General features: G+C 60.0%; 21 protein-coding genes. 11 read left to right on the forward strand and 10 right to left on the reverse strand.

The window, feature by feature from the left end:
• Window position 1: 1 nt before the first annotated feature.
• The 4 genes from FHU41_RS12955 to FHU41_RS12970 form a co-directional block, all read right to left on the reverse strand.
• On the reverse strand, window positions 2–1,147 hold the full coding sequence (locus FHU41_RS12955; RefSeq protein WP_179390462.1) for a N(5)-(carboxyethyl)ornithine synthase: 1,146 nt from the start codon (window positions 1,145–1,147) through the stop codon (window positions 2–4).
• Window positions 1,148–1,158: 11 nt separating this feature from the next.
• Window positions 1,159–1,302, reverse strand: a complete 144-nt coding sequence (locus FHU41_RS12960) for a hypothetical protein (RefSeq protein ID WP_179390035.1) — start codon at window positions 1,300–1,302, stop codon at window positions 1,159–1,161.
• Window positions 1,303–1,367: 65 nt separating this feature from the next.
• Window positions 1,368–2,663, reverse strand: coding sequence for a sensor histidine kinase (locus tag FHU41_RS12965; RefSeq protein WP_179390036.1), 1,296 nt, complete (start codon window positions 2,661–2,663; stop codon window positions 1,368–1,370).
• The gene (locus tag FHU41_RS12970) at window positions 2,660–3,322 is read right to left on the reverse strand and encodes a response regulator transcription factor (RefSeq protein ID WP_179390037.1); all 663 of its coding nucleotides are present in this window, start codon (window positions 3,320–3,322) and stop codon (window positions 2,660–2,662) included. Before FHU41_RS12970 ends, FHU41_RS12965 begins: the two co-directional genes overlap by 4 nt.
• 297 nt (window positions 3,323–3,619) lie before the next feature.
• Between FHU41_RS12970 and FHU41_RS12975 the strand changes: the two genes are divergently transcribed.
• Window positions 3,620–4,303 carry a hypothetical protein gene (locus tag FHU41_RS12975; RefSeq protein ID WP_179390038.1) on the forward strand — a complete coding sequence of 228 codons (684 nt, stop codon included), beginning with the start codon at window positions 3,620–3,622 and terminating at the stop codon, window positions 4,301–4,303.
• A gap of 38 nt (window positions 4,304–4,341) precedes the next feature.
• Here FHU41_RS12975 and FHU41_RS12980 read toward each other — a convergent pair whose 3' ends face one another.
• Entirely contained in the window at window positions 4,342–5,010 is a 669-nt protein-coding gene (locus FHU41_RS12980; protein ID WP_179390039.1) for a hypothetical protein, read from the reverse strand.
• A 90-nt stretch (window positions 5,011–5,100) separates the two neighbouring features.
• Here FHU41_RS12980 and FHU41_RS12985 point away from each other — a divergent pair, with 90 nt between their 5' ends.
• The 7 genes from FHU41_RS12985 (at window position 5,101) to FHU41_RS13015 (ending at window position 15,277) form a co-directional block, all read left to right on the forward strand.
• Window positions 5,101–5,916, forward strand: a complete 816-nt coding sequence (locus FHU41_RS12985) for an inositol monophosphatase family protein (RefSeq protein WP_179390040.1) — start codon at window positions 5,101–5,103, stop codon at window positions 5,914–5,916.
• Window positions 5,917–5,928: 12 nt separating this feature from the next.
• Window positions 5,929–8,313 (forward strand): DNA helicase PcrA, encoded by a 2,385-nt coding sequence (gene pcrA, locus FHU41_RS12990; protein ID WP_179390041.1) that lies wholly within the window; start codon window positions 5,929–5,931, stop codon window positions 8,311–8,313.
• Window positions 8,314–8,370: 57 nt separating this feature from the next.
• Window positions 8,371–9,069, forward strand: coding sequence for a hypothetical protein (locus FHU41_RS12995; protein WP_179390042.1), 699 nt, complete (start codon window positions 8,371–8,373; stop codon window positions 9,067–9,069).
• Window positions 9,070–9,195: 126 nt separating this feature from the next.
• Window positions 9,196–10,374, forward strand: a complete 1,179-nt coding sequence (gene sucC / locus FHU41_RS13000; protein ID WP_179390043.1) for an ADP-forming succinate--CoA ligase subunit beta — start codon at window positions 9,196–9,198, stop codon at window positions 10,372–10,374.
• 27 nt (window positions 10,375–10,401) lie between these two features.
• Entirely contained in the window at window positions 10,402–11,319 is a 918-nt protein-coding gene (sucD, locus tag FHU41_RS13005) for a succinate--CoA ligase subunit alpha (RefSeq protein ID WP_179390044.1), read from the forward strand.
• Between the two features lie 173 nt (window positions 11,320–11,492).
• Complete coding sequence (locus FHU41_RS13010; RefSeq protein ID WP_179390045.1) at window positions 11,493–13,226, forward strand: ABC transporter ATP-binding protein; 1,734 nt, start codon at window positions 11,493–11,495, stop codon at window positions 13,224–13,226.
• Entirely contained in the window at window positions 13,223–15,277 is a 2,055-nt protein-coding gene (locus FHU41_RS13015) for an ABC transporter ATP-binding protein (RefSeq protein WP_179390046.1), read from the forward strand. The genes FHU41_RS13010 and FHU41_RS13015 overlap by 4 nt, the downstream gene beginning before the upstream one ends.
• Before the next feature lie 466 nt (window positions 15,278–15,743).
• Here the strand turns inward: FHU41_RS13015 and FHU41_RS13025 are convergent, their stop codons facing one another.
• A complete protein-coding gene (locus FHU41_RS13025; protein ID WP_179390048.1) occupies window positions 15,744–16,106 on the reverse strand; it encodes a hypothetical protein in 363 nt (120 codons plus the stop codon).
• Between the two features lie 214 nt (window positions 16,107–16,320).
• Between FHU41_RS13025 and FHU41_RS13030 the strand changes: the two genes are divergently transcribed.
• Complete coding sequence (locus FHU41_RS13030) at window positions 16,321–16,815, forward strand: DinB family protein (protein WP_179390049.1); 495 nt, start codon at window positions 16,321–16,323, stop codon at window positions 16,813–16,815.
• Here FHU41_RS13030 and FHU41_RS13035 read toward each other — a convergent pair.
• The gene (locus FHU41_RS13035) at window positions 16,808–19,693 is read right to left on the reverse strand and encodes an FAD-binding and (Fe-S)-binding domain-containing protein (RefSeq protein WP_179390050.1); all 2,886 of its coding nucleotides are present in this window, start codon (window positions 19,691–19,693) and stop codon (window positions 16,808–16,810) included. The two genes, FHU41_RS13030 and FHU41_RS13035, sit on opposite strands and share 8 nt — an antisense overlap.
• A 324-nt stretch (window positions 19,694–20,017) precedes the next feature.
• Between FHU41_RS13035 and FHU41_RS13040 the strand changes: the two genes are divergently transcribed.
• Entirely contained in the window at window positions 20,018–21,106 is a 1,089-nt protein-coding gene (locus FHU41_RS13040; RefSeq protein WP_179390051.1) for an SLOG cluster 4 domain-containing protein, read from the forward strand.
• A 143-nt stretch (window positions 21,107–21,249) separates the two neighbouring features.
• Window positions 21,250–21,531, forward strand: coding sequence for a YciI family protein (locus FHU41_RS13045; RefSeq protein WP_179390052.1), 282 nt, complete (start codon window positions 21,250–21,252; stop codon window positions 21,529–21,531).
• 28 nt (window positions 21,532–21,559) lie between these two features.
• Here the strand turns inward: FHU41_RS13045 and FHU41_RS13050 are convergent, their stop codons facing one another.
• The 3 genes from FHU41_RS13050 to FHU41_RS13060 form a co-directional block, all read right to left on the reverse strand.
• Window positions 21,560–22,732, reverse strand: a complete 1,173-nt coding sequence (locus FHU41_RS13050; protein WP_179390053.1) for an FAD-dependent oxidoreductase — start codon at window positions 22,730–22,732, stop codon at window positions 21,560–21,562.
• Between the two features lie 14 nt (window positions 22,733–22,746).
• The gene (locus FHU41_RS13055; protein WP_179390054.1) at window positions 22,747–23,457 is read right to left on the reverse strand and encodes a TetR/AcrR family transcriptional regulator; all 711 of its coding nucleotides are present in this window, start codon (window positions 23,455–23,457) and stop codon (window positions 22,747–22,749) included.
• An 82-nt stretch (window positions 23,458–23,539) separates the two neighbouring features.
• The gene (locus FHU41_RS13060; RefSeq protein ID WP_179390463.1) at window positions 23,540–24,604 is read right to left on the reverse strand and encodes a VIT1/CCC1 transporter family protein; all 1,065 of its coding nucleotides are present in this window, start codon (window positions 24,602–24,604) and stop codon (window positions 23,540–23,542) included.
• Window positions 24,605–24,642 lie beyond the last annotated feature (38 nt).

Consider the following 24,642-nt stretch of genomic DNA (forward strand, 5'->3'; position numbering starts at 1 on the left):
ATCACTGCCCGCCCACCGGAAGGTGCGGATACTCGGGGGAGCGGTTCTGGAAGGCCAGAATTGCTGGATTTTGGATCTCCCCGGAGCGGATCTCAATTGCTCGGGAAATCGTCTCATTAGCGGCCCAACCATCGGGCCCAGCCAGCACCGGGGCCAGGAACGGCAGGACTGCCTGGCTAATTTCCCAGCTCGCGGAGTCCCAGAGATAGGAGGGGCTATGGTCCACACCGTAATAACTCAGGTGATTACCCACTTCGAAGACCGGGTCTGCAAAAGAGGTGGGACGAGCCCAGCTAAACCCCATCCCTTCATCGCAGGAGACATCAACGATCAGGCTGCCCGGGTGGAAATCATCAAGCTCATCCAGATTCAAGAAAATCAAAGGCGCTGCGGGGTCTTGCAGGGTGCAGTTCACCACCACGTCAAAGTTCGACAGGAAAGGGGCCAACGGAACCCGGCCCTGATCGGTGATCGCATGGCTGGCATGCGGGGCCTCGGCATCGTGATCGAACTGAACAATCTGTACCGAGTGAATGGGTGAGCCGACGGCGGCCACACCACGATTCGTCAGCACCTGGACATCGTGCACGCCATGAGCGGTGAGCGCGGTGACCGCTCCTCGGGCGGTGGCGCCAAAGCCAATCACGACGGCGCTCAGCCGAGGTCCGTAATCGCCGGTGATGCCGCGCAATGTGAGGGCGTGAAGCACCGAGCAATAGCCGGCGAGCTCATTGTTCTTATGGAAGACGTGTAAGCCGAAGCCGCCATCGGAAGCCCAGTGATTCATCGCCTCAAAGGCAATGAGAGTCAATTTCCGATCCACGGCCAACTGCGTAATGGCTCGGTCCTGCACGCAATGCGGCCAACCCCAGAGCACCTGACCCTCGCGCAGCTCGGCTAGATCAGCTGCCTGCGGTTTGGGCAGTAGTACGACGTCGGCGCGCGCCAGCACTTCCTCCCGGCTGCAGATTCCGCCCACCAGGGGCGCAAGCTGATCATCTGTGAGACCAAAACGATCACCGTAGCCGTGTTCCAGTAGGATCTGGCCGCGCAGGCCTTCGTCAACACGTTCCAGTTGGGCTGGGTGAATTGCAGCACGCCGCTCCGCTGGTTTTTGGGAGTGCGCAGGTACGCCGAGAGTGAGCATCGCCACGGAAATCAGCGTTTCTTGGGCTGGGTTGGTTTTTCGTTCAGGATCGAGGAATTCTTTGTGGCCTCGGAGGCGCGTTTATCGGCCCGTTTTTCCTTAATGGATTTGGCTGATTTTTTCGAGGCATTTTGCCTCGGTGACTTGTCGGTCATGGTCGCTCCCTCATCGGGGAGCCTAGCTGACTCCGTGCTGTGAGCCTACACCCGGGTGGGGCGGCTCAATGCCGGAATCGTCCCCTAAGCTTGTTCAGGATTGGCAGTGAGCTCCGTTGGCTGCCCTCGCGCTCGCTGGCAGTTCCATCAGGTCTATCTGCCGCCGTCGTCGTCAATATCAGGTCTTCCATAGGCAGCTTGGCGCACAGCTGGGCACCACCCATATCCAAACTCCTGGAGAGCCGGATGCTACCGCCGATATCACTCAGCCTTCGATTCAATCGTTCCAGCTCATTCATCGGTCCGAGTCGGCCACCTAGGCCGCTGCCATCGTCCTCGAAGAGAACCGTGATCTCTCGTTGCTCGGGTAGCACCGATGTGCTGACAGTGAGCTTCACGCGCAGGCTGGTGGCGTGGCCGTGCTTGAGGGCATTGGTCACGCCTTCTTGGACCAGCGAGAACAGCAATAGTCTGCGCTCCAGGTCAAGGCCCGGGGCTTCCACGGTCTCCAGCCTGTCTAGTTCCTCATCGATAAGGAGTTCGGTTTCGATGGTGGCCGGGATGCGTCGCATCAGCAGCCGAATGGCCTGCGGGGCCCCCAATTCGATGCCCACCGGGTGCAGCAAATGACTGAGCGAGCGGACGTCGCGCTCACGGACCTGCTCAATCTGGGTGCGCACGCGGTCTAGTTCGGCAATCAAACTTTTGCCGTCCTTGTCGTCGAGGTGATTGCTCAGGGTCTGTAGGTCACGCTCAATCAGGATCAGGGATTGCTGGACCGATCCGTGCAGGCCCTGAGAGACCAACTGGCGGACCCTCAGCTCCTCTTTGCCCAAGGCGGCCAGCGCCTGGCTCGCTTCGGTTTGCTGCACAGCGTTGGCACGTACGCGCTCGCGGTACCTTCGGCCAGCATCTGAATTGATCACGGCGAGGATTGCCATGCCCAAGGTCACGGCGATCACGATGATCGAGTAAGTGAGAAAGAGCCTGCCTATGAAGCCATCCACCAAAAGCATGATCGGAATTCGCTCAAGATAGGTGAGACCGCCGATGATCAGCAGTAGGAGCGCCCTCTGCGGCATCGTCTTCCTCGGAAAATCGGCGAACCACAGCATGACCAGGAGCGGGCCCAAGCCAAGGATGTCGACAATGAGATTCGAGGACCAACTGCTAATCTGGTCCCGGTTGGGGATGTAAAGGGCGAAGAGTAAGGCCCTCGCCACCGCGAGCACGATCAGGGTGCCAACGGTGAAAGCCAAGATTCTGGTCTGATCGTGAATCCAATCGCGGCGAGCTTGAGCCTCCGGCACGGTGACTTCCCGAGGCGGCTTCTCTGCTGAGGTCTTGGTTTCTCCGCTCATCCGACCCTCGAGGTCTCCTCTAGTAGCTGTAAGACAGCTGCCACACGAGGGTTCAAGGTGTCCCGGTTTGATAGTCCTAGGGTTTCGTAAGCGGTGTTCAAGTGATTTTCTACCGAACGCGGGGAGAGCTTAAGTCGGTGCGCGATCGCTTGATTAGAGAGCCCCTCAGCCACCGCCTGCAAGACCTCATACTGACGCTCGGTTAGTTTGGCCATCCGGGAACCACGACGTGGCACCGAGCGGGAGACAAGTCCCGGATCCAGTACTGTCTTGCCATTGGCGGTATCAATCAAGGTACGGATCAGCAGCTCAGGGCTGAGAGACGATGATTTGGACAGATAGCTCCAGCCTTGGATCAGATCGCGGGGCAGGCTAAGCACCAGGTCCATCACGTCGTGGTTGGACAGTAGCAGCACACTGAGCTGGGGATTGAGTCGTCTCAGGGAAATACCCAGCGCCACCCCGTTGCCGTCGCCGAGCTCCACATCGATGATGGCAACATCGACTTCCACCTCGGAAAACAGCCGGCGAGCTTCTTGAGCGCCGGAGGCTGCGGCTACCACCTTGGCCGAGGGGTGGCTGTTGATGAACTGCGCCAGCATCACTCGATAGAGATCCTGGTCGTCGACAATGGCCACACGCAGCGGTAGATTTGGCATTGGACTCTCACTTAGCTTCAGCGCCCCCGTATTACAGCTAATGACGACCACACCGAAGGCCCGTGGAAATGGGAAATGTGAAATCGCTTTCGTCTATCTTCACCCAAAAACCCAAGTATGACGGCGGTTTCTCCTCTGATTCCTAGAGATTCCAGGCGAATTACCAGCTTAAGTTACTTGCTCGAAGCTGAGTATTTTCACTCAGAAGCCATCACAACCCGAAGAAAAAGGTGTCACAGTCAATTCTACAGCCTCATTTAATTGGCGCTGAGGCTGGGTTCGAAGGAGGCGTATGGCATGGTTGACACCCTGATTATTCGCTGGCGGACGGAATCGCTTCAGCGTGGCTGGCGGATGCCTACGGATTGGCATGTCCCCGAGGTCGAACTCATCGTCGAGCTTCTCACCGCAGAACAGCCATTGACTGAAGCTGCTTACGCCTTGGGCTCCGCGCGTGCCTTCTACGGAGTGGGCATCGCAGAAAGCCTGAGCGATCTGCGAGTGGTTTTCGACGTAGCCGGGCTGCCCATCGATCCGGACTCCCTGCAAGGCTTGGCTCAAGGCTGGGTTGAAGCCAACGAGTCACTCGCCGTTCCCAGTTGCGTCGATGCGGGTACCGGGCTGAGTTCGATCTCGCATTTCGATAGCGTGGTCCGCGATCTGAACCTGAGTGATCGAGCCGAGGGCGAGCAACTGTGCCTCGCGTCGATTCGGGTCCGCGGAATCGATGATGTGCCGAGCAACTGGTTTTTACTAGCTCAGCTGGGCGAGCTCTGCATGGATTACTTCGAGGAAAGGACGATGGTCTACCGTCGTCACTCGATTGACTTCCTGCTTCCCGACCAGGCGAGTTATCGATTGCTGCTGGGGCTCTGCCGGAGCGAGTTGGCAGCTTTGGGAGATGGCGTCCTGGAGCCTTCGGAGCCCGAATACCGATCCCTCAGAAACGAACTCGATCGCTCCGTCGCGCATCGGATCTGACGCTTTCGCGCCCCCGCGATCTCCGGTAGCCCCGCGCTTCAGAGATTCTCGGTTTTTAGCTGTGTTCGCTTCAGTTGTGCCTGTTTCCGCCTAGAACCCCAAAGGGCAACTCCAGAGGCCAGCAAAGACAGCAGGAGCAGTACCCAGGAGCTGACCACAAGCATGCTGGCCAAGGCGACTTGGCCGCCGTCGACCGGGTTGTGGGAGAGCATTGAATCAACCGCCACATTGGCGCACAGCTGTACCACGGCGAAGAGCGCCGGAGCAGCCCAGAGCACCCAGCGGAGAGATCTTTTGGCGGTATTGAGACCAATCAGCAGAAGCCAGCTAAAGGCGAAAACGAGCGGGAAGAGGGTTCCGGCTGTCTTGTGTACGTACTGCAACTGACCAAGCGCATCGGAGTCCATTGCCGATTTGAGACCTTGAATGTAGCCGGTGTCAAAGCCGAAGAGCATCGAATCCGGCATGGCTTGGCCGTTAGACAGCTGGGTTAGCTGATTGAGGGTGAGCAAATGGAAGTACCAGAAGAGGAAGGCGCTGGCCACCACCCCGGCAATCACAATGAGGTAGCCATTACTCCGCGCCGCGGCCGGGCTGCCCTGAGCGCTTGGATTCACCGCAGCAGGGACTGGAGGATAGAGGGGCGCGGGCCCGGGAACGGCCTTGTCTCCATGTTTCGCGGCACGCTGGGCGGGGGTTTTGGCCATAGCGCCATTCTTCCACTTCCGGAGCCACTTTCCGGTACGCTTCCTTGAAAGCCAAGCCGCCGCTCCACTCTCGCTGGGTAGTCTGGAAGGATGCTGACTCTGCCGGATCTGGACCCCACGCTCGATGACTCCCAACTTGCCGCCGCTTTAGTGCGTAACGCCGGGCAACTGGCTTTGGCGATGAGGGCCGAAGGCCTCAGCGGAGAGCAGAAGACCTCGGTATCCGATGTGGTCACGGCAGCGGACAAAGCCGCGGAGAAATACATTACCGAGCAGTTGTTGTTGGCTAGGCCGAGCGATGGATTACTCGGCGAGGAAGGCACTCGTCGGAACGGCAGCTCCGGCCGGACCTGGGTGATTGACCCGGTGGACGGCACCTACAACTTCCTTTCCGGATCGACGTATTGGTGCTCCGCCATCGCGCTGCAAGCAGGCCGTCCGGACCGGCTCGATCCCGAGGCGCTACTCGGCGCGGTCTACCAACCGCAGGAGGACAAGCTGTGGCTGGGCGGCGAGGGCTTGCCGGCAACCCTGAACGGTGAACGGCTGAGCGCACCTTCGGAAGAACCGCTGAGCCAGTTGAGTGCCGCCACCTATCTCCACCCCACCTGGATGGCTCGTGCTGAGGCTCGGGAACCTTGGCTTGCAGCGGTCCAGCAACTGGCGACCTTCCGCTTGCTGGGCTCCGGCTCCTGTGACCTCTCTCGGGTGGCGCAGGGGGAGTGGGGTTGCTGGTTCCAGCATTCCACCGCGCTCTGGGACTGGCTACCTGGCAAGGCGATCGTGCGAGCCGCTGGCGGCAGCACCGCCGTCGTAAGTGTCAACGGACTGAACTGGTTCCTGGCGGGAGGCTCGACGGCGGTCACTCAGTTGGGCGAAGCCCTCACCGTCGGTGAGGCCACCTAGAATAAGAGCACCATGGATATGCTCTTCGACCCGCGTGCCAACCCAAACTCCGGATCAACTTCACCCCAAGCTGCGCAGATCGACGCGCAGGAGCTGCTCCTCGGGTTGAACCCGCAGCAGGAAGCGGCGGTCACCCATTCCGGCTCGGCGCTACTAATTGTGGCGGGAGCTGGCTCCGGTAAAACTCGTGTACTCAGCCATCGGATCGCCTACCTGCTGGCGACCGGACGGGCGCACCCCGGAGAGATTCTGGCGATTACCTTCACCAATAAGGCCGCCGCCGAAATGCGGGAGCGAATTGCCGCGCTGATTGGTGAGCGGGCCAAGAACATGTGGATTTCCACTTTCCACTCCTCCTGTGTGCGGATTCTGCGCCGGGAGGCCAGCGCAGTGGGGTTGAACTCCAGTTTCTCCATCTACGATTCGGCGGACAGCCTACGGCTGATCACGCTCATTGCCAAGGGCCTGGACCTAGACCCCAAACGGTTCGCTCCGAAAGCAATTCAACACAAAATCTCAGCGCTGAAGAACGAGCTGATCGACGATGACAGCTTCGCCAGTACAGCCACCGACCCCTTCGAGCAAGGCGTGGCGGAGGTCTACCGCGGCTATACCCAGCGGCTCCGACAAGCCAATGCACTGGACTTTGACGACTTGATTGCCCAGACGGTCTGGATGTTCCGAGCGTTTCCCGGAGTAGCCGACTATTACCGGCGGCGATTCCGGCACGTCATGGTGGATGAGTACCAAGACACCAACCACGCGCAGTACGCCCTGGTTCGGGAGATTGTCGGCGCGGAAAATTCAGCAGGGCAGCCGGAACAGGCCGAATTGACGGTGGTGGGCGATTCGGATCAGTCCATCTATGCCTTCCGGGGCGCCGACATTCGCAATATCGTCGAGTTCGAAAAGGACTATCCGAACGCGCAAACCATCAAGCTGGAGCAGAACTACCGCTCCACCCAGACCATACTGAGCGCCGCTAATGCGGTGATTGAGAAGAACCCGGATCGTCCCGTCAAGCGGCTTTGGACGGCGGAGGGCGACGGCGAGAAAATCATCGGTTACGTGGCCGAGAACGAACACGAGGAAGCCCGCTTTATCGCGGAGGAGATTGACCGCTTACAGGACGAAGAGGATTTACGTCCGGGCGATGTAGCAATCTTCTATCGAACCAACGCGCAGAGCCGCTCGATTGAAGAAATTCTGATGCGGGTCGGGCTGCCCTATAGGGTGGTCGGCGGCACGAGGTTCTATGAGCGCAAGGAAATCAAGGACGCGCTCGCTTATTTGCGAGTGCTGGTGAATCCCGAAGACGATGTGAATCTTCGCCGGATTCTGAACGAGCCAAAACGGGGGATCGGGGACCGTGCCGAGGGCGCGGTGGCGGCGCTCGCCGAACGAGATCGCAGTTCCTTTATGGCCGCGCTGCGGCGCGCCGATGAGGCTCCAGCGATGGCGACTCGCAGCCTGAACGCGGTGAACGGATTCGTGAAGCTGATCGATGATCTGACCGAGGTGGCGAATACCTCCGGGGCGGCGACCGCGCTGGAAGCCGTACTGGAACAGACCGGATATCTGGAGGGCCTGCGAGCCAGCAGCGATCCGCAGGATGAATCCAGGGTGGAGAACCTGGCCGAACTGGTCGCCGTGGTCCGCGAATACGAGCGCGACAACCCGGAGGGCTCGCTGACCGATTTCCTCGAAGGAGTGGCGCTCGTCGCCGATGCCGATCAGATCCCAGATGCCCCGGGCTCGGATACCGAGGCGGCGGTGGCTGAGGCCAAACGGCTCGGCGTGGTCACCTTGATGACCCTGCACACCGCCAAGGGCCTGGAGTTCCCGGTGGTTTTCCTGACCGGGATGGAACACGGGATTTTCCCGCATGCCCGCTCTGCCACCGACGAAAAGGAACTTGCCGAGGAGCGCCGACTGGCTTATGTCGGCCTGACCAGGGCACGCAAAAGGCTCTATCTGACCCGAGCCGAGGTGCGTAGCCTATGGGGGCAGAGCCAGTACAACCCGGCCAGCCCCTTCATCGACGAGGTCCCGGCTTCACTGATCGAATGGAAGCGCGAAGGCTCGGTCCGAATGATGCCTTCGATTGGTTCCTCCGGGTTCGGCCGGGATCGTTACTCCGGTTCGCACTGGGGCGCGGGCAGCCCCTTGGGGGATTCCGGCAAGCTACCGCCCAGTCTGGCTAGCAAGGCCGCCAGGGTGCAGCCACAGAAGGAAATTATCTCGGTCTCGGTGGGGGATAAGGTGCAGCACACCAGCTTCGGCCTGGGCACGGTGATCGCGCTGGAAGGTAGCGGAGATAAAACGGTGGCTAAGGTGCGCTTTGAAGGTGAAGAAAAGCGCCTGTTGCTGCGCTACGCCCCGCTGAGCAAGGTCTAAGTAGATACATCTAGGTAAATGTTGAGCGATTCGGCTCCGATACGGCAGGCTAGGCAGATGACAAGGATGACTGGCAAACTCCGCAAGGCGGTATCAGCCCTGGCTGCAGCCTTCGCGGTCCTGCTGCTCTGCACGGCTTGCTTCACCTTGGACGCTCCCGACCCGAACGCCACCACCCCAACTGGCCCGGCGCCGTCCTACCTTGACCGGCTCAAGAGTGCGCAGACGGTTGAGCCCACCTCCACGGCGGCCAAGACCCTTGATAGTGGCATCCAAGGCTTTCTTTCTCCCGGTCACGACATCGCCTGCGTTTTCACCTCCGCGCGTGGGGGACACGTGAATAATCCGCTCGAACCAAATGACTATGGGAATTCGAAGAACCAGCCCTACGCTGTGGTGCCGGTGGTGCAATGCGAACTGGCTAGCTATCCGGCCCCGGCGGCCAAGGACGTGAAGGACAACTGTGGAGGCACCGGAATTGGCTACCTTGGCGGTGTAGTGCTGCTCAGCCCGAAGGCCGTGCAGTATGGTGCCTGCCGCGCCGGGCTGACCGGGCTAGAGTCCTCGGCCCAGGATTCCAGCAGCAGTAAGCAGGTGCTCGCTGGGTTCCCCTCCCTGGACGCTGGCCTCTCCCTTGACGCGATGGGCTATCGATGTGCCCCGATGGATGAGGGGGTGGCTTGTGCCAATCTGTCCAATGGCGTCGGCTTCTTCGTCTCCAAGGAGAGCTATCAGCTCTTCGGTGTGAAGGCTTAGCAGCTTCATTGAAGTGCCTCGGATGTGGTCTTACTCACTAAACGGGTACTCTGGGAGCGGCGCCTAGCGTCACTGGACTATCGTTCGTAAGGAACGAACTACTTCGACGTAGAAGGACTTGAGCCCGTGGACCTGTATGAATACCAGGCGCGTGACATGTTTGAAGCACACGGAGTCCCCGTGCTGGCTGGCATCGTAGCGCACACCCCAGAAGAAGCTAAGGCGGCAGCCGAGAAAATCGGTGGAGTCACCGTTGTTAAAGCACAGGTGAAGGTCGGTGGCCGCGGCAAAGCCGGTGGCGTGAAGGTCGCTAAGACCGCCGACGAGGCATTCCAATACGCCTCCGACATCTTGGGCATGGACATCAAGGGGCACACCGTGCACCAGGTGATGATCGCTCAGGGTGCAGATATCGCCGAGGAGTTCTACTTCTCCGTGCTGCTGGATCGCGCCAACCGCAACTACCTGGCAATGTGCTCGGTAGAAGGCGGCATGGAGATCGAGGTGCTGGCCGTTGAACGCCCCGAGGCACTCGCCCGGGTGGCCGTTGATCCAGCCGTGGGCATCGACCAGGCTAAGGCTGAAGAGATCGTGGATACCGCGGGCTTCGCTGCCGAGGTGCGCGACGGCGTGATCGCCACCATCATCAAGCTCTGGGATGTCTTCAAGAAGGAAGATGCCACCCTGGTTGAGGTCAACCCGCTAGTCAAGACCGGCGACGGGCGCATCCTGGCCCTTGACGGCAAGGTCACGCTGGACGCCAACGCTGATTTCCGGCACCCGGACCACGAGGCCCTGGAAGACAAGGCTGCCGCCGATCCGCTGGAAGCCAAAGCCAAGGAAAACGACCTGAACTACGTCAAGCTCGACGGCGAAGTCGGCATTATCGGCAACGGTGCAGGCCTGGTGATGTCCACTCTCGACGTCGTCGCTTATGCCGGTGAGAACCACGGCAACGTGAAGCCGGCTAACTTCCTCGATATTGGTGGCGGCGCCTCGGCAGAGGTGATGGCAGCAGGTTTGGATGTGATCCTGAACGACGAGCAGGTGAAGAGCGTTTTCGTCAACGTCTTCGGCGGGATCACCGCCTGCGACGCCGTTGCTAACGGCATCGTCAAGGCACTGGAGATCCTGGGCACCGCGGCCAATAAGCCGCTCGTTGTCCGCCTCGACGGCAATAACGTCGAAGAAGGTCGTCGCATTCTGACCGAAGCCAACCACCCGCTGGTGACCCTGGCCGCCACCATGGACGACGGTGCCGATAAGGCTGCCGAGCTCGCCAACGCCGCCGTGGCGAACGTCTGAGCCGGATAAGAAAAGGATTCTAGAACAATGTCTATCTACTTGAACAAAGACTCCAAGGTCATCGTCCAGGGCATCACCGGTGGCGAGGGTACCAAGCACACCGCTCTGATGCTCAAGGCCGGTACCCAGGTGGTCGGCGGCGTGAATGCTCGCAAGGCAGGCACCACGGTGAGCCATCAGGATGCCGCCGGTAACGCCGTCGAACTTCCGGTTTTTGGTGCGGTGGCCGAGGCCATCGAAAAGACCGGTGCCGATGTCTCCATCGTCTTCGTCCCCCCGGCGTTCACTAAGGATGCCGTGGTTGAAGCCATCGAGGCGGGCATCCCGCTCGTAGTGATCATCACCGAAGGTGTGCCGGTTCAGGATTCCGCCGAGTTCTGGGCGCTGGCTCAGTCCAAGGTGGATGCCAACGGACAGCAGGTCACTCGGATTATCGGCCCGAACTGCCCCGGCATCATCACTCCGGGGGAGTCGCTGGTTGGCATCACCCCAAATAACATCACCGGCAAGGGCGGAGTCGGCTTGGTTTCCAAGTCCGGCACCCTGACCTACCAGATGATGTACGAGCTGCGTGACCTGGGCTTCTCCACGGCCATCGGCATTGGTGGTGACCCGGTGATCGGCACCACTCACATCGATGCCCTGGCTGCCTTCGAAGCAGATCCCGAGACCAAAGCAATCGTGATGATTGGCGAAATCGGTGGCGACGCCGAGGAACGTGCCGCCGAGTTCATCAAGGCGAACGTGACCAAGCCGGTTGTTGGCTACGTTGCGGGCTTCACCGCTCCGGAAGGCAAGACCATGGGCCACGCCGGTGCCATTGTCTCGGGTTCCGCAGGAACCGCGCAGGCCAAGAAGGAAGCGCTTGAAGCGGCCGGCGTCAAGGTTGGCAAGACCCCGTCGGAAACCGCCAAGTTGCTGCGCGAGATTTACGCAGCGCTCTAAGACCTAGGTTCGACCCCTTCGAGGTGGTCGGTAGTCTCCATTCCTGAGACTACCGACCACCTCGAATTTTTTATGGACACACTGTCGGTGCGATCAGTTATCCTTTATTAGACAAACTTGAATACCATTAACGATCACTCGCTAATCCCCTCAGCACGTCAGGACAATTCCGCATGCTCATAAAGCTCCTGAGGCAGTATTCCAAGCCGTACATCCCGTACTTGGTTGCTGTTCTCGTTTTCCAATTGATTGCCACCATTGCAGCTCTCTACCTACCGAGCTTGAACGCCCAGATCATTGACGACGGCGTGGCCAAGGCCGACACCGACTACATCTGGCGCGTCGGCGGTGTAATGCTCCTCGTTGCGCTCGTACAGGTCGCCGCGGCCGTAGCCGGAGTGTACTTTGGTTCGAAAGCCTCGATGGCGGTGGGCCGGGATCTGCGCCGAGGAGTTTTCCGCAAGGTCTCCAACTTCTCCGCTCAGGAGGTCAGTAGCTTCGGCGCTCCCACGCTCATTACCCGGGGGACCAACGATGTTCAGCAGGTGCAGATGGTGCTCCTGATGGGCCTGAATTTCATGGTTTCAGCCCCGATCATGTGCATCGGCGGCATTATTATGGCCCTCCGCGAGGACCTTAGCCTCTCTTGGCTGGTCTGGGTTTCGGTGCCGCTGCTTCTCGTTGTGGTGGGCTTCCTAGTCTGGCGGCTGATGCCGCTGTTCAAGTCCATGCAGGGCTTCATCGATAAGATCAATGGCGTGCTGCGCGAGCAGATCGTCGGCATCCGAGTGGTTCGCGCCTTTGGCCGGGAACCCTTTGAAACCAAGCGCTTCGACGCCGCGAATGGCGATATCACCCGGGTCTCCCTCAAGGTGGGCTCGATCTTCGTGCTGATGTTCCCGTTGATCACCATGATCCTGCACGTTGCTACCTCAGCGGTGCTGTGGTTCGGTGGGCAGCGAGTGGAGTCCCACGATATGGAGGTCGGTTCGCTTACCGCCTTCCTGCAGTACTTGCTGCAGATCCTGACCGCGGTCATGATGGGCACCTTTATGGCCATGATGATCCCGCGCGCGGTGGTTTGTGCGGAGCGTATTGCCGAGGTGCTGGATACCAAGGCGACGCTGTTGCTGCCGGAGGAAACTATCGAGCCCAGCCAGAAACGCGGCGAGGTGGAGTATCGCAACGTCAGCTTCAGCTATCCGGGCGCGGAAGCTCCCGTTTTGAAGAACATCTCCTTCACCGCGAGCCCGGGGCAAACCGTGGCTATCATCGGCTCTACTGGTGGCGGAAAAACCACCCTGCTTTCACTGCTCCCGCGACTCTACGATGTTGCCGAGGGAGAGGTGCTGCTGGATGGGGTTCCGGTGACCAAACTCAGCCGTGAAGCAATCACCTCCCGGGTGTCCATGGTGCCGCAGAAGCCGTATCTCTTCGCTGGCACCATCGAGTCCAATCTGCGCTTCGGCAAGCCGAACGCCGGAGAGGACGAGCTGTGGGAGGCGCTCACCGTCGCCCAGGGCGCTGATTTTGTCAGGGAAAAGAGCAAAGGACTCAACTCCAAGGTCGCTCAGGGAGGCGGCAACGTCTCCGGCGGTCAGCGGCAGCGTTTGTGCATTGCGCGCTCCTTGGTAACCGAGCCGAAGGTTTATCTCTTCGACGATTCCTTCTCCGCCCTAGACGTAGCCACCGACGCGCGGCTACGCAAGGCGCTCAAGGAGAAAACCGCGGATGCCACGGTGATTATTGTGGCTCAGCGGGTGGCGACGATCACCGAGGCGGATCAGATCCTGGTGCTCGACGACGGCGAGATTGTCGGTCGAGGTACCCATGAAGAACTTTTGGCCCAATCTGAGGTTTATCAGGAAATCGTGGCCTCTCAGATCAGCGCGGAGGAAATGGCATGAGCCGGAAAAAAGACGCAGCTGCAGCAGTAGTCGAGGCTGAGCAGGAAGCCGTGCCCGGTGACCTGCTCATTGATGACGACGATTTTGTCGAGGAAGAATACAAGCCGACCGAGGCCGATGGCGGCATGTTTGGCGACATGCCAGCTAAAAAGGCGAAAGCGTTCTGGCCGTCGGCCAAGCGCCTGATTGGTCTGCTCAAACACGAATGGCTCGCGTTGACCGCGATCTTCGTGGCCGTGGTGGCTTCCGTGGTGCTTACCGTGATTGGGCCGAAGGTCCTGGGTAAAGCCATGGACGTCATTTTCAATGGCGTGATCGGATCGACCCTACCGGGGAATCTGAGCAAGGATCAGGTGATTGCCGGGGCCAGGGCGCAAGGCAATAATGACTTCGCGGATATGCTCGCGACTTCCAATGTGGTTCCGGGTCATGGCATTGACTTCAACGCCTTGTCCTTCCTGATCCTGGTGGTGCTTTCGATCTACTTCGTGGCTTCACTGTTCAACTGGTTCCAGGGCTATGTCCTCAATGTCGTGGTGATGCGTGCCATCCGTAAGCTGCGTAGCGATGTAGAGGCTAAGCTCAACCGCTTGCCGCTCAACCACTTCGATTCGGGACAACGTGGAGACATCCTCTCCAGGGTGACCAACGATGTGGACAACGTCCAGCAGGGTCTGCAGCAGGCCTTTTCCCAGTTGGTCAGCTCGGTACTGCTGCTAGCCGGTTTCACCGTCATGATGTTCCTGGTCTCCTGGCAGTTGGCCTTGATCGCCTTGGTTGCCATTCCGCTTTCCGGAGTGGTCGTTGGAATCATCGGCGGACGGAGCCAGAAGCTTTTTGCGGCGCAGTGGAAGAATACTGGCGCGCTTAACGGGCAGATCGAAGAGTCTTTCTCCGGGCATAGCCTGGTGACCCTCTTCGGTAGGGAAAAAGACATGCTGGAGAGCTTTGATGAGCGCAATGAGGGCCTGTTTAAGGCTAGCTTTGGCGCTCAGTTCGCCTCCGGCCTGATGATGCCGATCATGCAGTTCATCAATTACCTCAGCTACGTCGGTATCGCGGTTATCGGTGGTCTTCGAGTGGCTTCAGGGCAGATGACTCTGGGTGATGCCACGGCATTCATTCAGTACTCTCGCGAATTCAATCAGCCCCTGACCCAGATGGCCGGAATGGCCAATATGCTGCAGTCTGGCGTGGCCTCCGCGGAGCGGGTCTTCGAGTTCCTCGATTCCGAAGAGCAAGAGCCTGAGAACGTTGAGAAGCACCTGCCGGCTAAGACCGATGGTCATGTGGAGTTCAATAACGTGACCTTCAGCTACAGCCCGGATAAGCCGCTGATCGAGAACCTCTCCTTCGCGGCCAGGCCCGGGGCCACCGTGGCTATTGTGGGTCCGACTGGAGCAGGTAAGACCACTTTGGTGAACTTGGTGATGCGCTTCTATGAGCTCAACTCGGGTCAGATCACGCTCGACGGCGTTGATATCACCCAGCTGAGCCGGGCTGAATTGCGGTCTAAGGTGGGCATGGTTCTGCAGGACGCCTGGTTGTTCGGTGGCACCATCTACGAGAACATCCAGTACGGAAATCTGGACGCCTCCGAGGAACAGATCATGGATGCCGCCAAGGCGACCTATGTCGACCGCTTCGTTCGGGCGCTGCCCGAGGGCTATCAGACAGTGCTCGACGATGACGGTGAGAACGTTAGCGCGGGTGAAAAGCAGCTGATCACGATTGCTCGTGCTTTTATTGCGAACCCCTCGCTGCTGATTCTGGATGAGGCCACGAGCTCTGTGGACACCCGCACGGAGGTGCTGGTGCAGAAGGCGATGGCCGCGCTGCGTGCCGATCGAACAAGCTTCGTGATTGCGCACCGGCTTTCCACCATCCGTGATGCCGATACCATCCTGGTGATGGAAGAGGGGCGGATCGTCGAACAGGGCAACCACCAGCGACTGCTCGAGGCACAGGGAGCCTACTACCGGCTCTACATGTCCCAGTTCGCCGGGGAGGACGTCGAGGAAGAAGGCGACCTGGCGGAGCAACGCTCCTAAAGGCTACCGCTCCTTCCCCTCTCCCGTTCTCGTCCCCGCGCGAGTGCACACTTAACGCCCATCCGAGCAATCGGACTTGGGCGTTAAGTGTGCACTCGCGCGTTGGTTTTGGTGGGTGATGGTTATTGAGGGCTCTGATCTAGTCCGCGTCGGTATCGAAAGGGTATTGGTAGATCCAGGGGAGGACGTTCTCGTTGACGTACTGGAGGTTCTTTAGTTGTTCCTGCGGAGACCAGCCCTGAGGCGCGTGACGACTCTTCGACCACCATGTTGTTCCGTTGGCTATCCATTCTTTTCGGAGTTCCTCGTGCCGGGCTGGTTGATCTTCAACTTTTAGGACAAAATCGTAATTGCCGTATTCGACCCCGCAACAGGGGCAGATATCGAAGCTCTCTGCGCCATATTGATCGAATGGTGGGGCATCCAAACCAGGATATCCGCAGATCGGGCAGATGAAACTAGTCATTTATGACCACCGTCGAATCTGGTCCAGCCAATACTGATAAGGGGTCATGCCGCCATTCATTTCGGGAGTTGGGATAAAATAGGTTCTGATAATTCCATCCTTGCCTATAACGCCGAACGCACCAGTTTGTGGGTCAAAGCGTGTTATGTCCCCTGAAGAAGGACGTATGAACTGCTCGAGACCTGAATCTGCGTGAGGTTTTTGAAGGAATTCTGCTGCCATGCTCTGATATTCTTCAGGGGTTTTCGCACCGAGAGCTGCTCCATGGCTATCGAAGTGGTTTTGGAGTGTTGTAGGAGAAAACTTTCCGTTGATGTTGGGAATCGGGCAGGACATCGCGGCAATGGAGCCGACCAGTGCCAATCCCGAGAAGCTTAGACCGGCGCTGCATCCAGATCGGTTTTAGGCATCGTCCGGGTTGCCGGACGATGAAGGGGGCAGCGAGGCGGGCGTGACAGCCCAGCGCTCCGGTGAGGTAACCGCCGTCGTGCTGGAAGAGAAGCCTGCAATCTACCGCTAAGCAGACAGTTACCGGAATTCCCTGTCAGAGGTGCGCGCCGAGAGGTAGGCTCAGCCTATGCGCGTTCCTTATCAAGCCGATGAGAAGACGACCCTGCAGGCGAGCTTGAATCGGCACCGCGAGGCGATTCTTTGGAAACTAGAGGGACTGGACGAGGAGCAGCTTCGCCGTAAGGTGACTCCTTCGGGCACCAGTTTGCTTGGCCTGGCGAAGCATCTCGGCTACGTCGAGTACGGCTGGTTTTGCGAGACTTTCGGTGAACCCTCTGAGCAACCTTGGTTCGACACCGCGGACCCTGAGGCTGATCTTCGGGTGGATGAGGGGGAGAGCGCCGAGCAGATTCTGACCTATTACGAGCGCGCCAGAAAAGCAGCAGACCTGGTGATCGAGAAGTACGCCGTAGAAGACACCGGCACCGCCTGGTACGGGCCCATCGTGACCCTGCGCTGGGTACTCATCCACATGATCGAGGAGCTGGCACGGCATGCTGGGCACATGGACATCGTGCGGGAATTGATTGATGGAAGCACCGGGGACCACCGGCCTAGCTGAGCTCGGATGCGGGACGCGTTGCTTCCTCGAGCAGTTCGATAATGTGACGGTATTGCTTTCCGGTAGCCTGGGTCATGCCCAATTCGCAGGTTCGATTGGTCGAGGCATAGGCGGCATAGTCGCCTTGCCCTATTTCGGCGGCTTCCAGCCTAGTGGCCGACTCAGTGAGTTCCGGGTGCAGCAGGCCGCGATCCCCTGCATAGCCGCAGCAGCCCCAGTTCTGCGGGAGGATGGTTTGTTCGGCAATCGACCTGGCCAAGCCATTCAGCGCCTCATTGATTCCCAGCTGGGTGGAGGAGCAAGTGGGGTGTAGGGCGAGCGAGGCCAGCCGACGGCGGATCTCAAGCCCGGGCAGTAGCCGGTCGTGAGCGAATTGAACCGAATCGATAAAACGTAATCCTGCATAGCCGCTCTGCGGATCGCTGTGGCTGGCCGCCTCCCGCATGGTTTCCAAGCCCTCAGTGCAGGAAGAAGCATCGCAGATCACCGGTAGCTTGCCCTGTTCACTGGCCTGCCACAACAGCGGCAACACCTTGCTCTGCATTCGGTTATACCCAGTGACGAAACCCTTGGACTTCCAAGGCGTACCGCAGCAGAGGTCCTCAATGTTTTCCGGAATTCGCAGCCCCACTCCGGCGCGTGCCGCAAGCTCTTGGAAGGCCAGGCTCGCTCCTTTACCGGGGCTTCCCTCGCTATCGTCAGCGGGTCCAAACATGGCCCCGATGCAAGCCGGGAAGTAGACCGCCTCGACCCGTTGCTCCGTCAGGGTGCCGGATGCCTCCGAGCTCATCCGGCGAGGCCGTCTGCTTCCGCCGCCGGGGAGCTCGGCGTTATACAGGGGGATGTTCTCGGTGCCGAGTAGCTTGCGGCCACCCCGAGTGACAGCGCTAGCGAGCGGAGCGGGAACTGCCTTGGCCAGTTTGAGTCCCAAGCCACCCGCTGTGGTGACCAGACCCCAGCCTCGGGCGGCCGCATCCCAGCCGGCGGCAGCCACCGCATTCTGGTTCTCCGAACGTAGCCGCCGGACCAGATCTCCGGTATTGATCAACACCGGGCAAGCGGTTTGGCACATGCCGTCAACGGCGCAAGTCTGCAACCCGTCATACTCGTAGTCCCGGCGCAGCCGCTCCGCCAATTCGGTTTCTCCCCGCCCTAGTGCGGCCGCGATCTCCCGCCGAATAACGATTCGTTGCCGTGGGGTCAAGGTCAGATCCTTGCTGGGGCAAACCGGCTCGCAGTAACCACATTCGACGCAGCGATCAACCTCTTCCTCTACGGCCGGGGCGATTTTGAGATGGTCCAGATAAGAACGCGGATCTTCGGAGAGCACAACGCCGGGATTGAGTAGTCCAACCGGATCGATGAGCCGCTTTACTCTGCTCATTACCTCGTGCAGTTCCGCACCGTATTGACGGGCAACGAAGGGTGCCATGATCCGGCCGGTACCGTGCTCGGCCTTGAGGGTGCCCTGCCGGTCCAGCACAAGCTTGACCATATCCTCGGTGAAATCCTCGTAGCGTTTGAGCTGAGCTGCATCGTCGAAACGCTCGGTCAGCATGAAATGGATGTTGCCGTCCTTGGCGTGCCCGAAGATCACGCTGTCCCGGTAGTCGTGCCGTCGGAAGAGTTCCAGTAGGTCCTCGCAGGTTTCAGCCAAGGCTGGTACCGGCACCGCGATATCCTCCAGTAGCGCGCTGGTGCCCTGTGGGCGGTTTCCTGCAACCGTGGTGTAAAGACCTTTTCGGATATGCCAGAGTGCTGCACGCTCCTTGGCATTGCCGGAGAGACCGAAGGGAGCGGCCAGGTCAAAAGAACCGAAAAGCTCCTGACTGTGCCTTTGTTTTTGCTCAAGTTCTTCGGCGCTGGCGGCCTGATGCTCCACCAGTAGCGCGGTGTGCCGGTCAACAAGTAGTTCAGCCAAGGAATCCGGGGTGCCACTCTGCTTTTGGGCAACCCGCAATGAGGCAGCATCCATTAACTCGATGGTGGCCAGCCCGGAGGCGACGAGTTCGGGAAGTGCCGAAGCCGCATCATGCAAGGTGTGAAAGGTGATCAGGCCGGTGGCGGCGTGCGGCAATAGCGGGATGGTTCGGAAGGTGGCCTCCGCGATGAATCCCAGGGTGCCCTCCGAGCCGATCATAAGATGTTCCAAGATCTTCACCGGGGAGTCGAAATCCAGGAAGGAGTTCAGCCCGTAACCCATGGTGTTCTTCATCCCGAACAATCGCTCGATGGTACGCACCGAATCGGGATTGCCGATAATTCTGCGGCGCAAGCGGAGCAGCCCTTCGTGGAGCTCCGGTTCCCGTTCACGGAGTAACTGATCAGCCTGGGGATCTGCGCTGTCCACCACGGTGCCGGAGGGCAGCACAAAGACTAAGGAATCGAGAGTGTGATAGCTGTTGAACTCGGTTCCGCACGCCATCCCGGAGGAGTTATTGGCCACCACGCCGCCGATCGTGCATGCACTCTCGCTCGCCGGATCGGGCCCCAGCTTACGCCCGTAGCGGGCAAGCTGGGCATTGGCGCTGCGCACCGTGACGCCGGGGCCTAACTTAACCCGGGTGCCGCCGTCGAGCACCTGAATCGAGCGGAAGTTCCGACGAGTATCCACCAAGACGCTGTCGGTGAGAGCCTGGCCGCTCAACGAGGTGCCGCCGGAGCGGAACACCACGGGGGAGCCGGTGGCTGCGGCGGCCGTCATCACCCGGCCAACCTCGGCGAAATCGGCCGGGGTGAGCACCGATTCCGGCACCAGTAGGTAGTGGGAGGCATCGTGGGCGATGGCCAAACGATCGAGTTCCCGGGTGGAGAAACCGGTGAATCCCTCGAAAGCGGTTTTTGCCGAATTCGTTCCGGGATGCCGGGGTGTGCTCATGCTCAGCTCGCTTTCTGGGGCGCCCGGTCACCATGATGTTCAGCTACGGGCTGGAAAGCGGCCTCGGTTCGGTGGGGTTCCTGCTATTGAAGATAGGAGCAGAGCTGGGTGGTGTCAATCATTGACCGAATCCCGGGACTCTCGTAGGGAAGTTTCGGGTGAGGCTCGGGAGCCAAAAGGTAACTTGAGAGCGATAGCCGGATTTTCCCAGCTATCAGTAAGCCCGCCACGATGTAGATCATCGCTGGCGGCTAGATGCCGCACTGGAGAGGGGTTCGACGCCGAGGATCCAGCGGAGTCCGAAGCTCCGGATATGCTGAGCAGGTGAGCGCCCGCAATCTCGAAGTCGAGGACCTCAGCCAGTTCCGGGCCTTAGTTGCCGACGGTGAACGTTCGATGAGTGGCTGGCATCTGCAATCCCTCGATTTGCGTGGCCAGGATTTCAGTGGCTTGCGGGTCAGCGGGGCCGTTTTTTTGGGCTGCCAACTTGATGAGGGTGTGGAGCTCAAGCTGCGCGCTCGGGGCGCCCTGCTTTTCCCGCAGATTCCCGGTGTGCCCTTTGATCCTTACCGTAGCCGCCTGTATTCGGGGGCAGAGCTGTATGACGGTCTATCGGAAGGGTATGAGCAAAGCCTGGATGGCCGGATCTACCAGTGGAGCCTAGCCACCGAGAGGAGCCTGGACACAAGCCTGGCCACCGCAATGCACGACCACTCGATTGGGGATGCGTTCGAGGAACTTTTCGATCATGAATTGGCGGGTCAGCGGGTCGTCGGAGTGATGGGCGGTCACGCTTCGAGCCGGGGTAGCGAGTCCTATGCTGCGGCCGCCAGGCTTGGTGCGGCACTGGGTGCTGCCGGATTTACGGTTGCCACCGGAGGGGGTCCTGGGGCAATGGAGGCCGCCAACCTGGGTGCCTGGCTCAGTCCGCAGCCGACTTCTGCGCTCGACTGGGCGTTGGAACGGCTCGCCGAGGTCCCGGACTTCCGCCCCTCGGTGCAGCAGTGGGCTCTCGCCGCTCAACAAGTGCTGGCGCGCTTTCCCGAGGGCGCCACCAACCTGGGGATTCCCACCTGGTTCTACGGTCATGAACCACCTAATATATTTGCCAGCCGGATTGCTAAGTACTTTGCCAATGCGGTCCGGGAGGCCATTCTTCTGGAGCGGTCCCAGGGTGGGATTATCTTCCTGCCGGGAGCCGCCGGAACCGTCCAAGAGATTTTCCAGGACGGTTGTGAGAACTACTATGCCTCTGGTGCGGCGGTGGCACCCATGGTGTTGCTTGGCCGGGAATACTGGACCGATCAACTCCCGGTGTGGCCGCTCTTGAGAAAGCTTGCCGAGGGCCGCGGAATGGCCAGCCGGATCCTGCTCACCGACTCTGCCCAAGAGGCTCTCGACTTCCTGGAGTAACTCGGGATCGGGCAGCCTCGGTTTCCGGTCTCGCTCACGGCCAGCCGGGAGCGAGCCATAACCCTTGACCAGCCGAGCGTGCTTTCAATAGTCCGGGTAAGTTGGATCTTGGAAAGAACGTCGAGTCAGTTGAGGAGCCCGCAGTGTTCGTGATCTCGCTAAATTATCTGGTTGAGCTGGAACGCGTCGATCAGTTCATGACAGCTCATATTGAGTGGCTGGAAAAGAACTATTCGGACGGCATCTTCCTAGCATCGGGTCGAAAAGTTCCCCGCACCGGAGGGGTGATCTTCGCTTCGGGAGTGGAGCGGACCGAGCTGGATCGGCGGCTGGCCGAGGACCCGTTTAACAGCCAGGGCATTGCCGAATACTCGGTGATCGAGTTCGAGCCGAGCAAGCTGGCCGAGGGCGTCAGCCTCGGCTAGCTCGCTCGGCCCAGCTTGGCCTTGAGGATTAGGCTTCGGCTCGTTCATCGTCGTATGAACCGAACATTTCGAGGATTCCCTTGGGTGAATCCGGCGAAAAGATAACGTCCAAGCTGGACGCCGAATCCGCAGCAGCCTCGGCCGCCCGGGCAAACATGCTCTCCTCGTACTGCAGCAGTGCCTTTTCGACGTCGCCAGGCGAGGCTGCAATAGCCAGGCCGAGTTCGGAGGCGTCATACATGGCGAGATTGGCGCCTTCGCCGGCAAAGGGAGACATCAGGTGAGCCGCATCGCCCAGCAAGGTCACGCCCGGTTGATGAGGCCAGGAGAGCCCCACCGGGAGGGCATTGATTCGTCGGGGAATGAGGGGAGTGTCAGCATGCTTGATCAGGCCTCGGAGGTCGTCATGCCAGCCTTCGAGCAGATTCAGGATGGCGGCTTGTCCACTCTGCGGATCGTCGAAATCGATGCTGTCCAACCAGTTTTCTGGCGCGCGATGCCCCAAATAGACGTGCAGGCTGCCGTCGCTCTCTCGGTGTCCGAGGATTCCGATCTGCCCTTGTAAGGCGAACAGCATCCCCGAACCCATAATTTCGGCTTCGGCGGGGTGGTCAAGATCGGCGTTGCGAAGATCCGTTTCGACGAAGGAAACTCCGGTGTACTCTGGCGTGGCTTCGGTTAGCAGCGGTCGGATCTTCGACCAGGCACCATCTGCGCCGATCAGCAGGCTGGTGCTGAAAACGGTGCCGTCGGCGAGCTCCACCTCATAGCGGGCGTCTTCCTGCTCAGGTGTCCGCTCAACCTTCCGCACGGCGACGACCTTGCTTCCCCAGCGGATGCTGCCTTCCGGCAGCGAGTCGAGCAACATATTGCGTAATTCGCCGCGGTCTACCTCTGGGCGTTCAAAGTTGCCCTGATCGGGCTCCTCGCGGTGCACCACACCCTGCGAATCAAGAATCCGCATTGCCTCGCCGCCCTCGTGTACCAGTCCTTTGAAGGTCTCGAAGAGCTCCGCAGCGTGGAGCGCACGCTGGCCGTTGTACTCGTGGATATCGAGCATGCCGCCCTGGGTGCGGGCCTGCCGTGAAGCCTCAAGCTCAAAAACGGTCGAGGCGATGCCCTTGACGTGCAGCACTCTGGCGAGTGTAAGCCCGCCCAAGCCGCCGCCGATAATTGCGATCGGGAAGTGTTCGGTAGTCATCTTTTTCCTTAGCTTTATGAGTGATGGGAAAGATCGTTGGGAAGTTCGGTTGCGGTGATACCCGCCAGCACTGAGCGAATGGCCCAGCTGCTGCGCTGTGCCGGGGTTCCGGCCAGTGCCACCTCGGCATGTTGCGATAGTGCGGGATAGCTCTCGGCGTTCAGCCCTTGCACTGTGGCCTGTAGCCGCGCCGAACTGGCCGCGGCCTCTTCGGGGCTTTCGACGTCGTCCGGCCGACTTGGCGAATGTTCGGCCGCCGTCGCGGTGACCAGCAGGATCAATAAATCGGCACCCCAGCTTGCCTGACCGGGACTCACGCCTGCTTGTAGCAACAAGCCCATCAGAAGGTCGAAGAGTCGGAGTGAATTGGGTCCGGTGGGGCGGGTGACCAGAGCGGATCTGGCCAGCCCGGGATTCTCGAAGAGGAGCGCTGTGTAGTCTCCGAGCAGTCGATCTAGCTGCTGCCGCCAGCTTCCGTCGCTGTCCAGGCTCAGTCCGCCCAGCACCTGGTCCAGGATTTCGCCGTGCAGGCCGACGGTATTAGGGATGTAGACGTAGAGCGAGGCCGGCCCGGTATCGAGCTGCTGAGCGACGCGCCGCATGGTGACTTTCTCAAGCCCCTCGGCGCGCATAATCTGCGCGGCAACTTCAACAATCCATTGCTTTGTCAGGGCCGGTTTTGCTGGTCGGTTACGACGGCTCCTGGACTGCTGTTCTGAGCTCATGGATTGATCGTAACGAACATGTTCGTTACGATCAAGTTCGTCAGAAACTTTGGCTGTTGGGGGTTGCGGGATAATTCGATTCTTAGGCCGAGGTGGTGCCGAAAAGTAGCCCCAAGAGATAGGTGGCTGCCGCGGCGCCGAAGCCAATCAGTAATTGCCGCATGCCGCGGGATAGCGGCGGAGCACCGGAGAGCAGGCCAACGACGGCGCCCGTCGCCAAGAGTGCCAAGCCCACCAAGGTGGCGGCCACGATGATCGCGCTCAGCCCGGTCAATCCGAAGAGGTAAGGCAGCACCGGGATAATCGCTCCGGAGGCAAAGAAACAGAAGCTGGAAAGCGCGGCGCCCAGGGCGGTGCCGATGGTCTCGTGTTCATCGGCTTCCGGCTCCTTCTTGGTCGAGGGCCTTGGCTCCGGTTGATAGGACAGGCTTGGGTCGCAATCGCAGTCGAATTGGCCCATCCGTTCGGCGGCTCGGTGCTCCGCGTCGGCCTGGCTCATCCCGCGGGCCCGATAGACCAGGACGAGTTCGTTGGCATTGATATCTAAGGCTTTGGCGGCTGAAAGGGTGACTTGGGTGGGGCGGGAAGCGCTCAGCAGTTCGCGCTGCGAACGTACCGAGACGTATTCGCCCGCGCCCATCGAAAGCGCACCGGCCAATAGCCCAGCCACTCCGGCAAGTAACACCAGATGGGGAGCGAGCCCGGCCCCTGCCATACCCATCACGAGTGAAAGGTTGCTGACCAGGCCGTCATTGGCACCGAAGACCGCGGCTCGGAAGGTTCCCGAGAGCCGATTGCGCCCGCGAGTGGCCAAGCCGCGCACTACTTCTTCGTGGATTGCCTCGTCGGCAGCCATTGCCGGGGTGGCATCGGCGTCGGTGGCGTAGGGGGAGCGGGCTTCGGAGCGCTGCGCTAAGGCCAGTACGAAGACCGAGCCGAAGTGTCGAGCCAAAAAACCCAGCACTCGGTTATTCAAAGAAGCTCGACGGGGTTGCCCAGCATACTCGCCGAGCAATTGGAGCCAATGGTTCTCGTGCCGCTTTTCGGCTTCCGCCAAGGCAAGCAGGATCTCGCGTTCTTCGCCCTGCCGCTTGGTTGCTAGAGCGCGGTAAACGGCAGCCTCGGCACGCTCATCGGCCAGGTGCATACGCCAACGTTTAATCTGAGCTTTGCTGGCTTGCGCGG

Origin of the sequence: Psychromicrobium silvestre, assembly GCF_013408295.1 — a bacterium.
Taxonomy (GTDB): Bacteria; Actinomycetota; Actinomycetes; order Actinomycetales; family Micrococcaceae; genus Renibacterium; species Renibacterium silvestre.

What these genes read in the sequence shown, in the direction of transcription:
- FHU41_RS13030 (WP_179390049.1), top strand. Translation starts at nt 16,321, where the DNA reads ATGCGCGTTCCTTATCAAGCCGATGAGAAGACGACCCTGCAGGCGAGC.
- FHU41_RS13035 (WP_179390050.1), bottom strand. Translation starts at nt 19,693, where the DNA reads ATGAGCACACCCCGGCATCCCGGAACGAATTCGGCAAAAACCGCTTTC.
- FHU41_RS12975 (WP_179390038.1), top strand. Translation starts at nt 3,620, where the DNA reads ATGGTTGACACCCTGATTATTCGCTGGCGGACGGAATCGCTTCAGCGT.
- FHU41_RS12985 (WP_179390040.1), top strand. Translation starts at nt 5,101, where the DNA reads ATGCTGACTCTGCCGGATCTGGACCCCACGCTCGATGACTCCCAACTT.
- sucD (WP_179390044.1), top strand. Translation starts at nt 10,402, where the DNA reads ATGTCTATCTACTTGAACAAAGACTCCAAGGTCATCGTCCAGGGCATC.
- FHU41_RS12965 (WP_179390036.1), bottom strand. Translation starts at nt 2,663, where the DNA reads ATGAGCGGAGAAACCAAGACCTCAGCAGAGAAGCCGCCTCGGGAAGTC.
- FHU41_RS12980 (WP_179390039.1), bottom strand. Translation starts at nt 5,010, where the DNA reads ATGGCCAAAACCCCCGCCCAGCGTGCCGCGAAACATGGAGACAAGGCC.
- FHU41_RS13060 (WP_179390463.1), bottom strand. Translation starts at nt 24,604, where the DNA reads ATGCACCTGGCCGATGAGCGTGCCGAGGCTGCCGTTTACCGCGCTCTA.
- FHU41_RS13010 (WP_179390045.1), top strand. Translation starts at nt 11,493, where the DNA reads ATGCTCATAAAGCTCCTGAGGCAGTATTCCAAGCCGTACATCCCGTAC.
- pcrA (WP_179390041.1), top strand. Translation starts at nt 5,929, where the DNA reads ATGGATATGCTCTTCGACCCGCGTGCCAACCCAAACTCCGGATCAACT.
- FHU41_RS12995 (WP_179390042.1), top strand. Translation starts at nt 8,371, where the DNA reads ATGACAAGGATGACTGGCAAACTCCGCAAGGCGGTATCAGCCCTGGCT.
- FHU41_RS13050 (WP_179390053.1), bottom strand. Translation starts at nt 22,732, where the DNA reads ATGACTACCGAACACTTCCCGATCGCAATTATCGGCGGCGGCTTGGGC.
- FHU41_RS13015 (WP_179390046.1), top strand. Translation starts at nt 13,223, where the DNA reads ATGAGCCGGAAAAAAGACGCAGCTGCAGCAGTAGTCGAGGCTGAGCAG.
- FHU41_RS12955 (WP_179390462.1), bottom strand. Translation starts at nt 1,147, where the DNA reads ATGCTCACTCTCGGCGTACCTGCGCACTCCCAAAAACCAGCGGAGCGG.
- FHU41_RS12960 (WP_179390035.1), bottom strand. Translation starts at nt 1,302, where the DNA reads ATGACCGACAAGTCACCGAGGCAAAATGCCTCGAAAAAATCAGCCAAA.
- FHU41_RS13055 (WP_179390054.1), bottom strand. Translation starts at nt 23,457, where the DNA reads ATGAGCTCAGAACAGCAGTCCAGGAGCCGTCGTAACCGACCAGCAAAA.
- FHU41_RS12970 (WP_179390037.1), bottom strand. Translation starts at nt 3,322, where the DNA reads ATGCCAAATCTACCGCTGCGTGTGGCCATTGTCGACGACCAGGATCTC.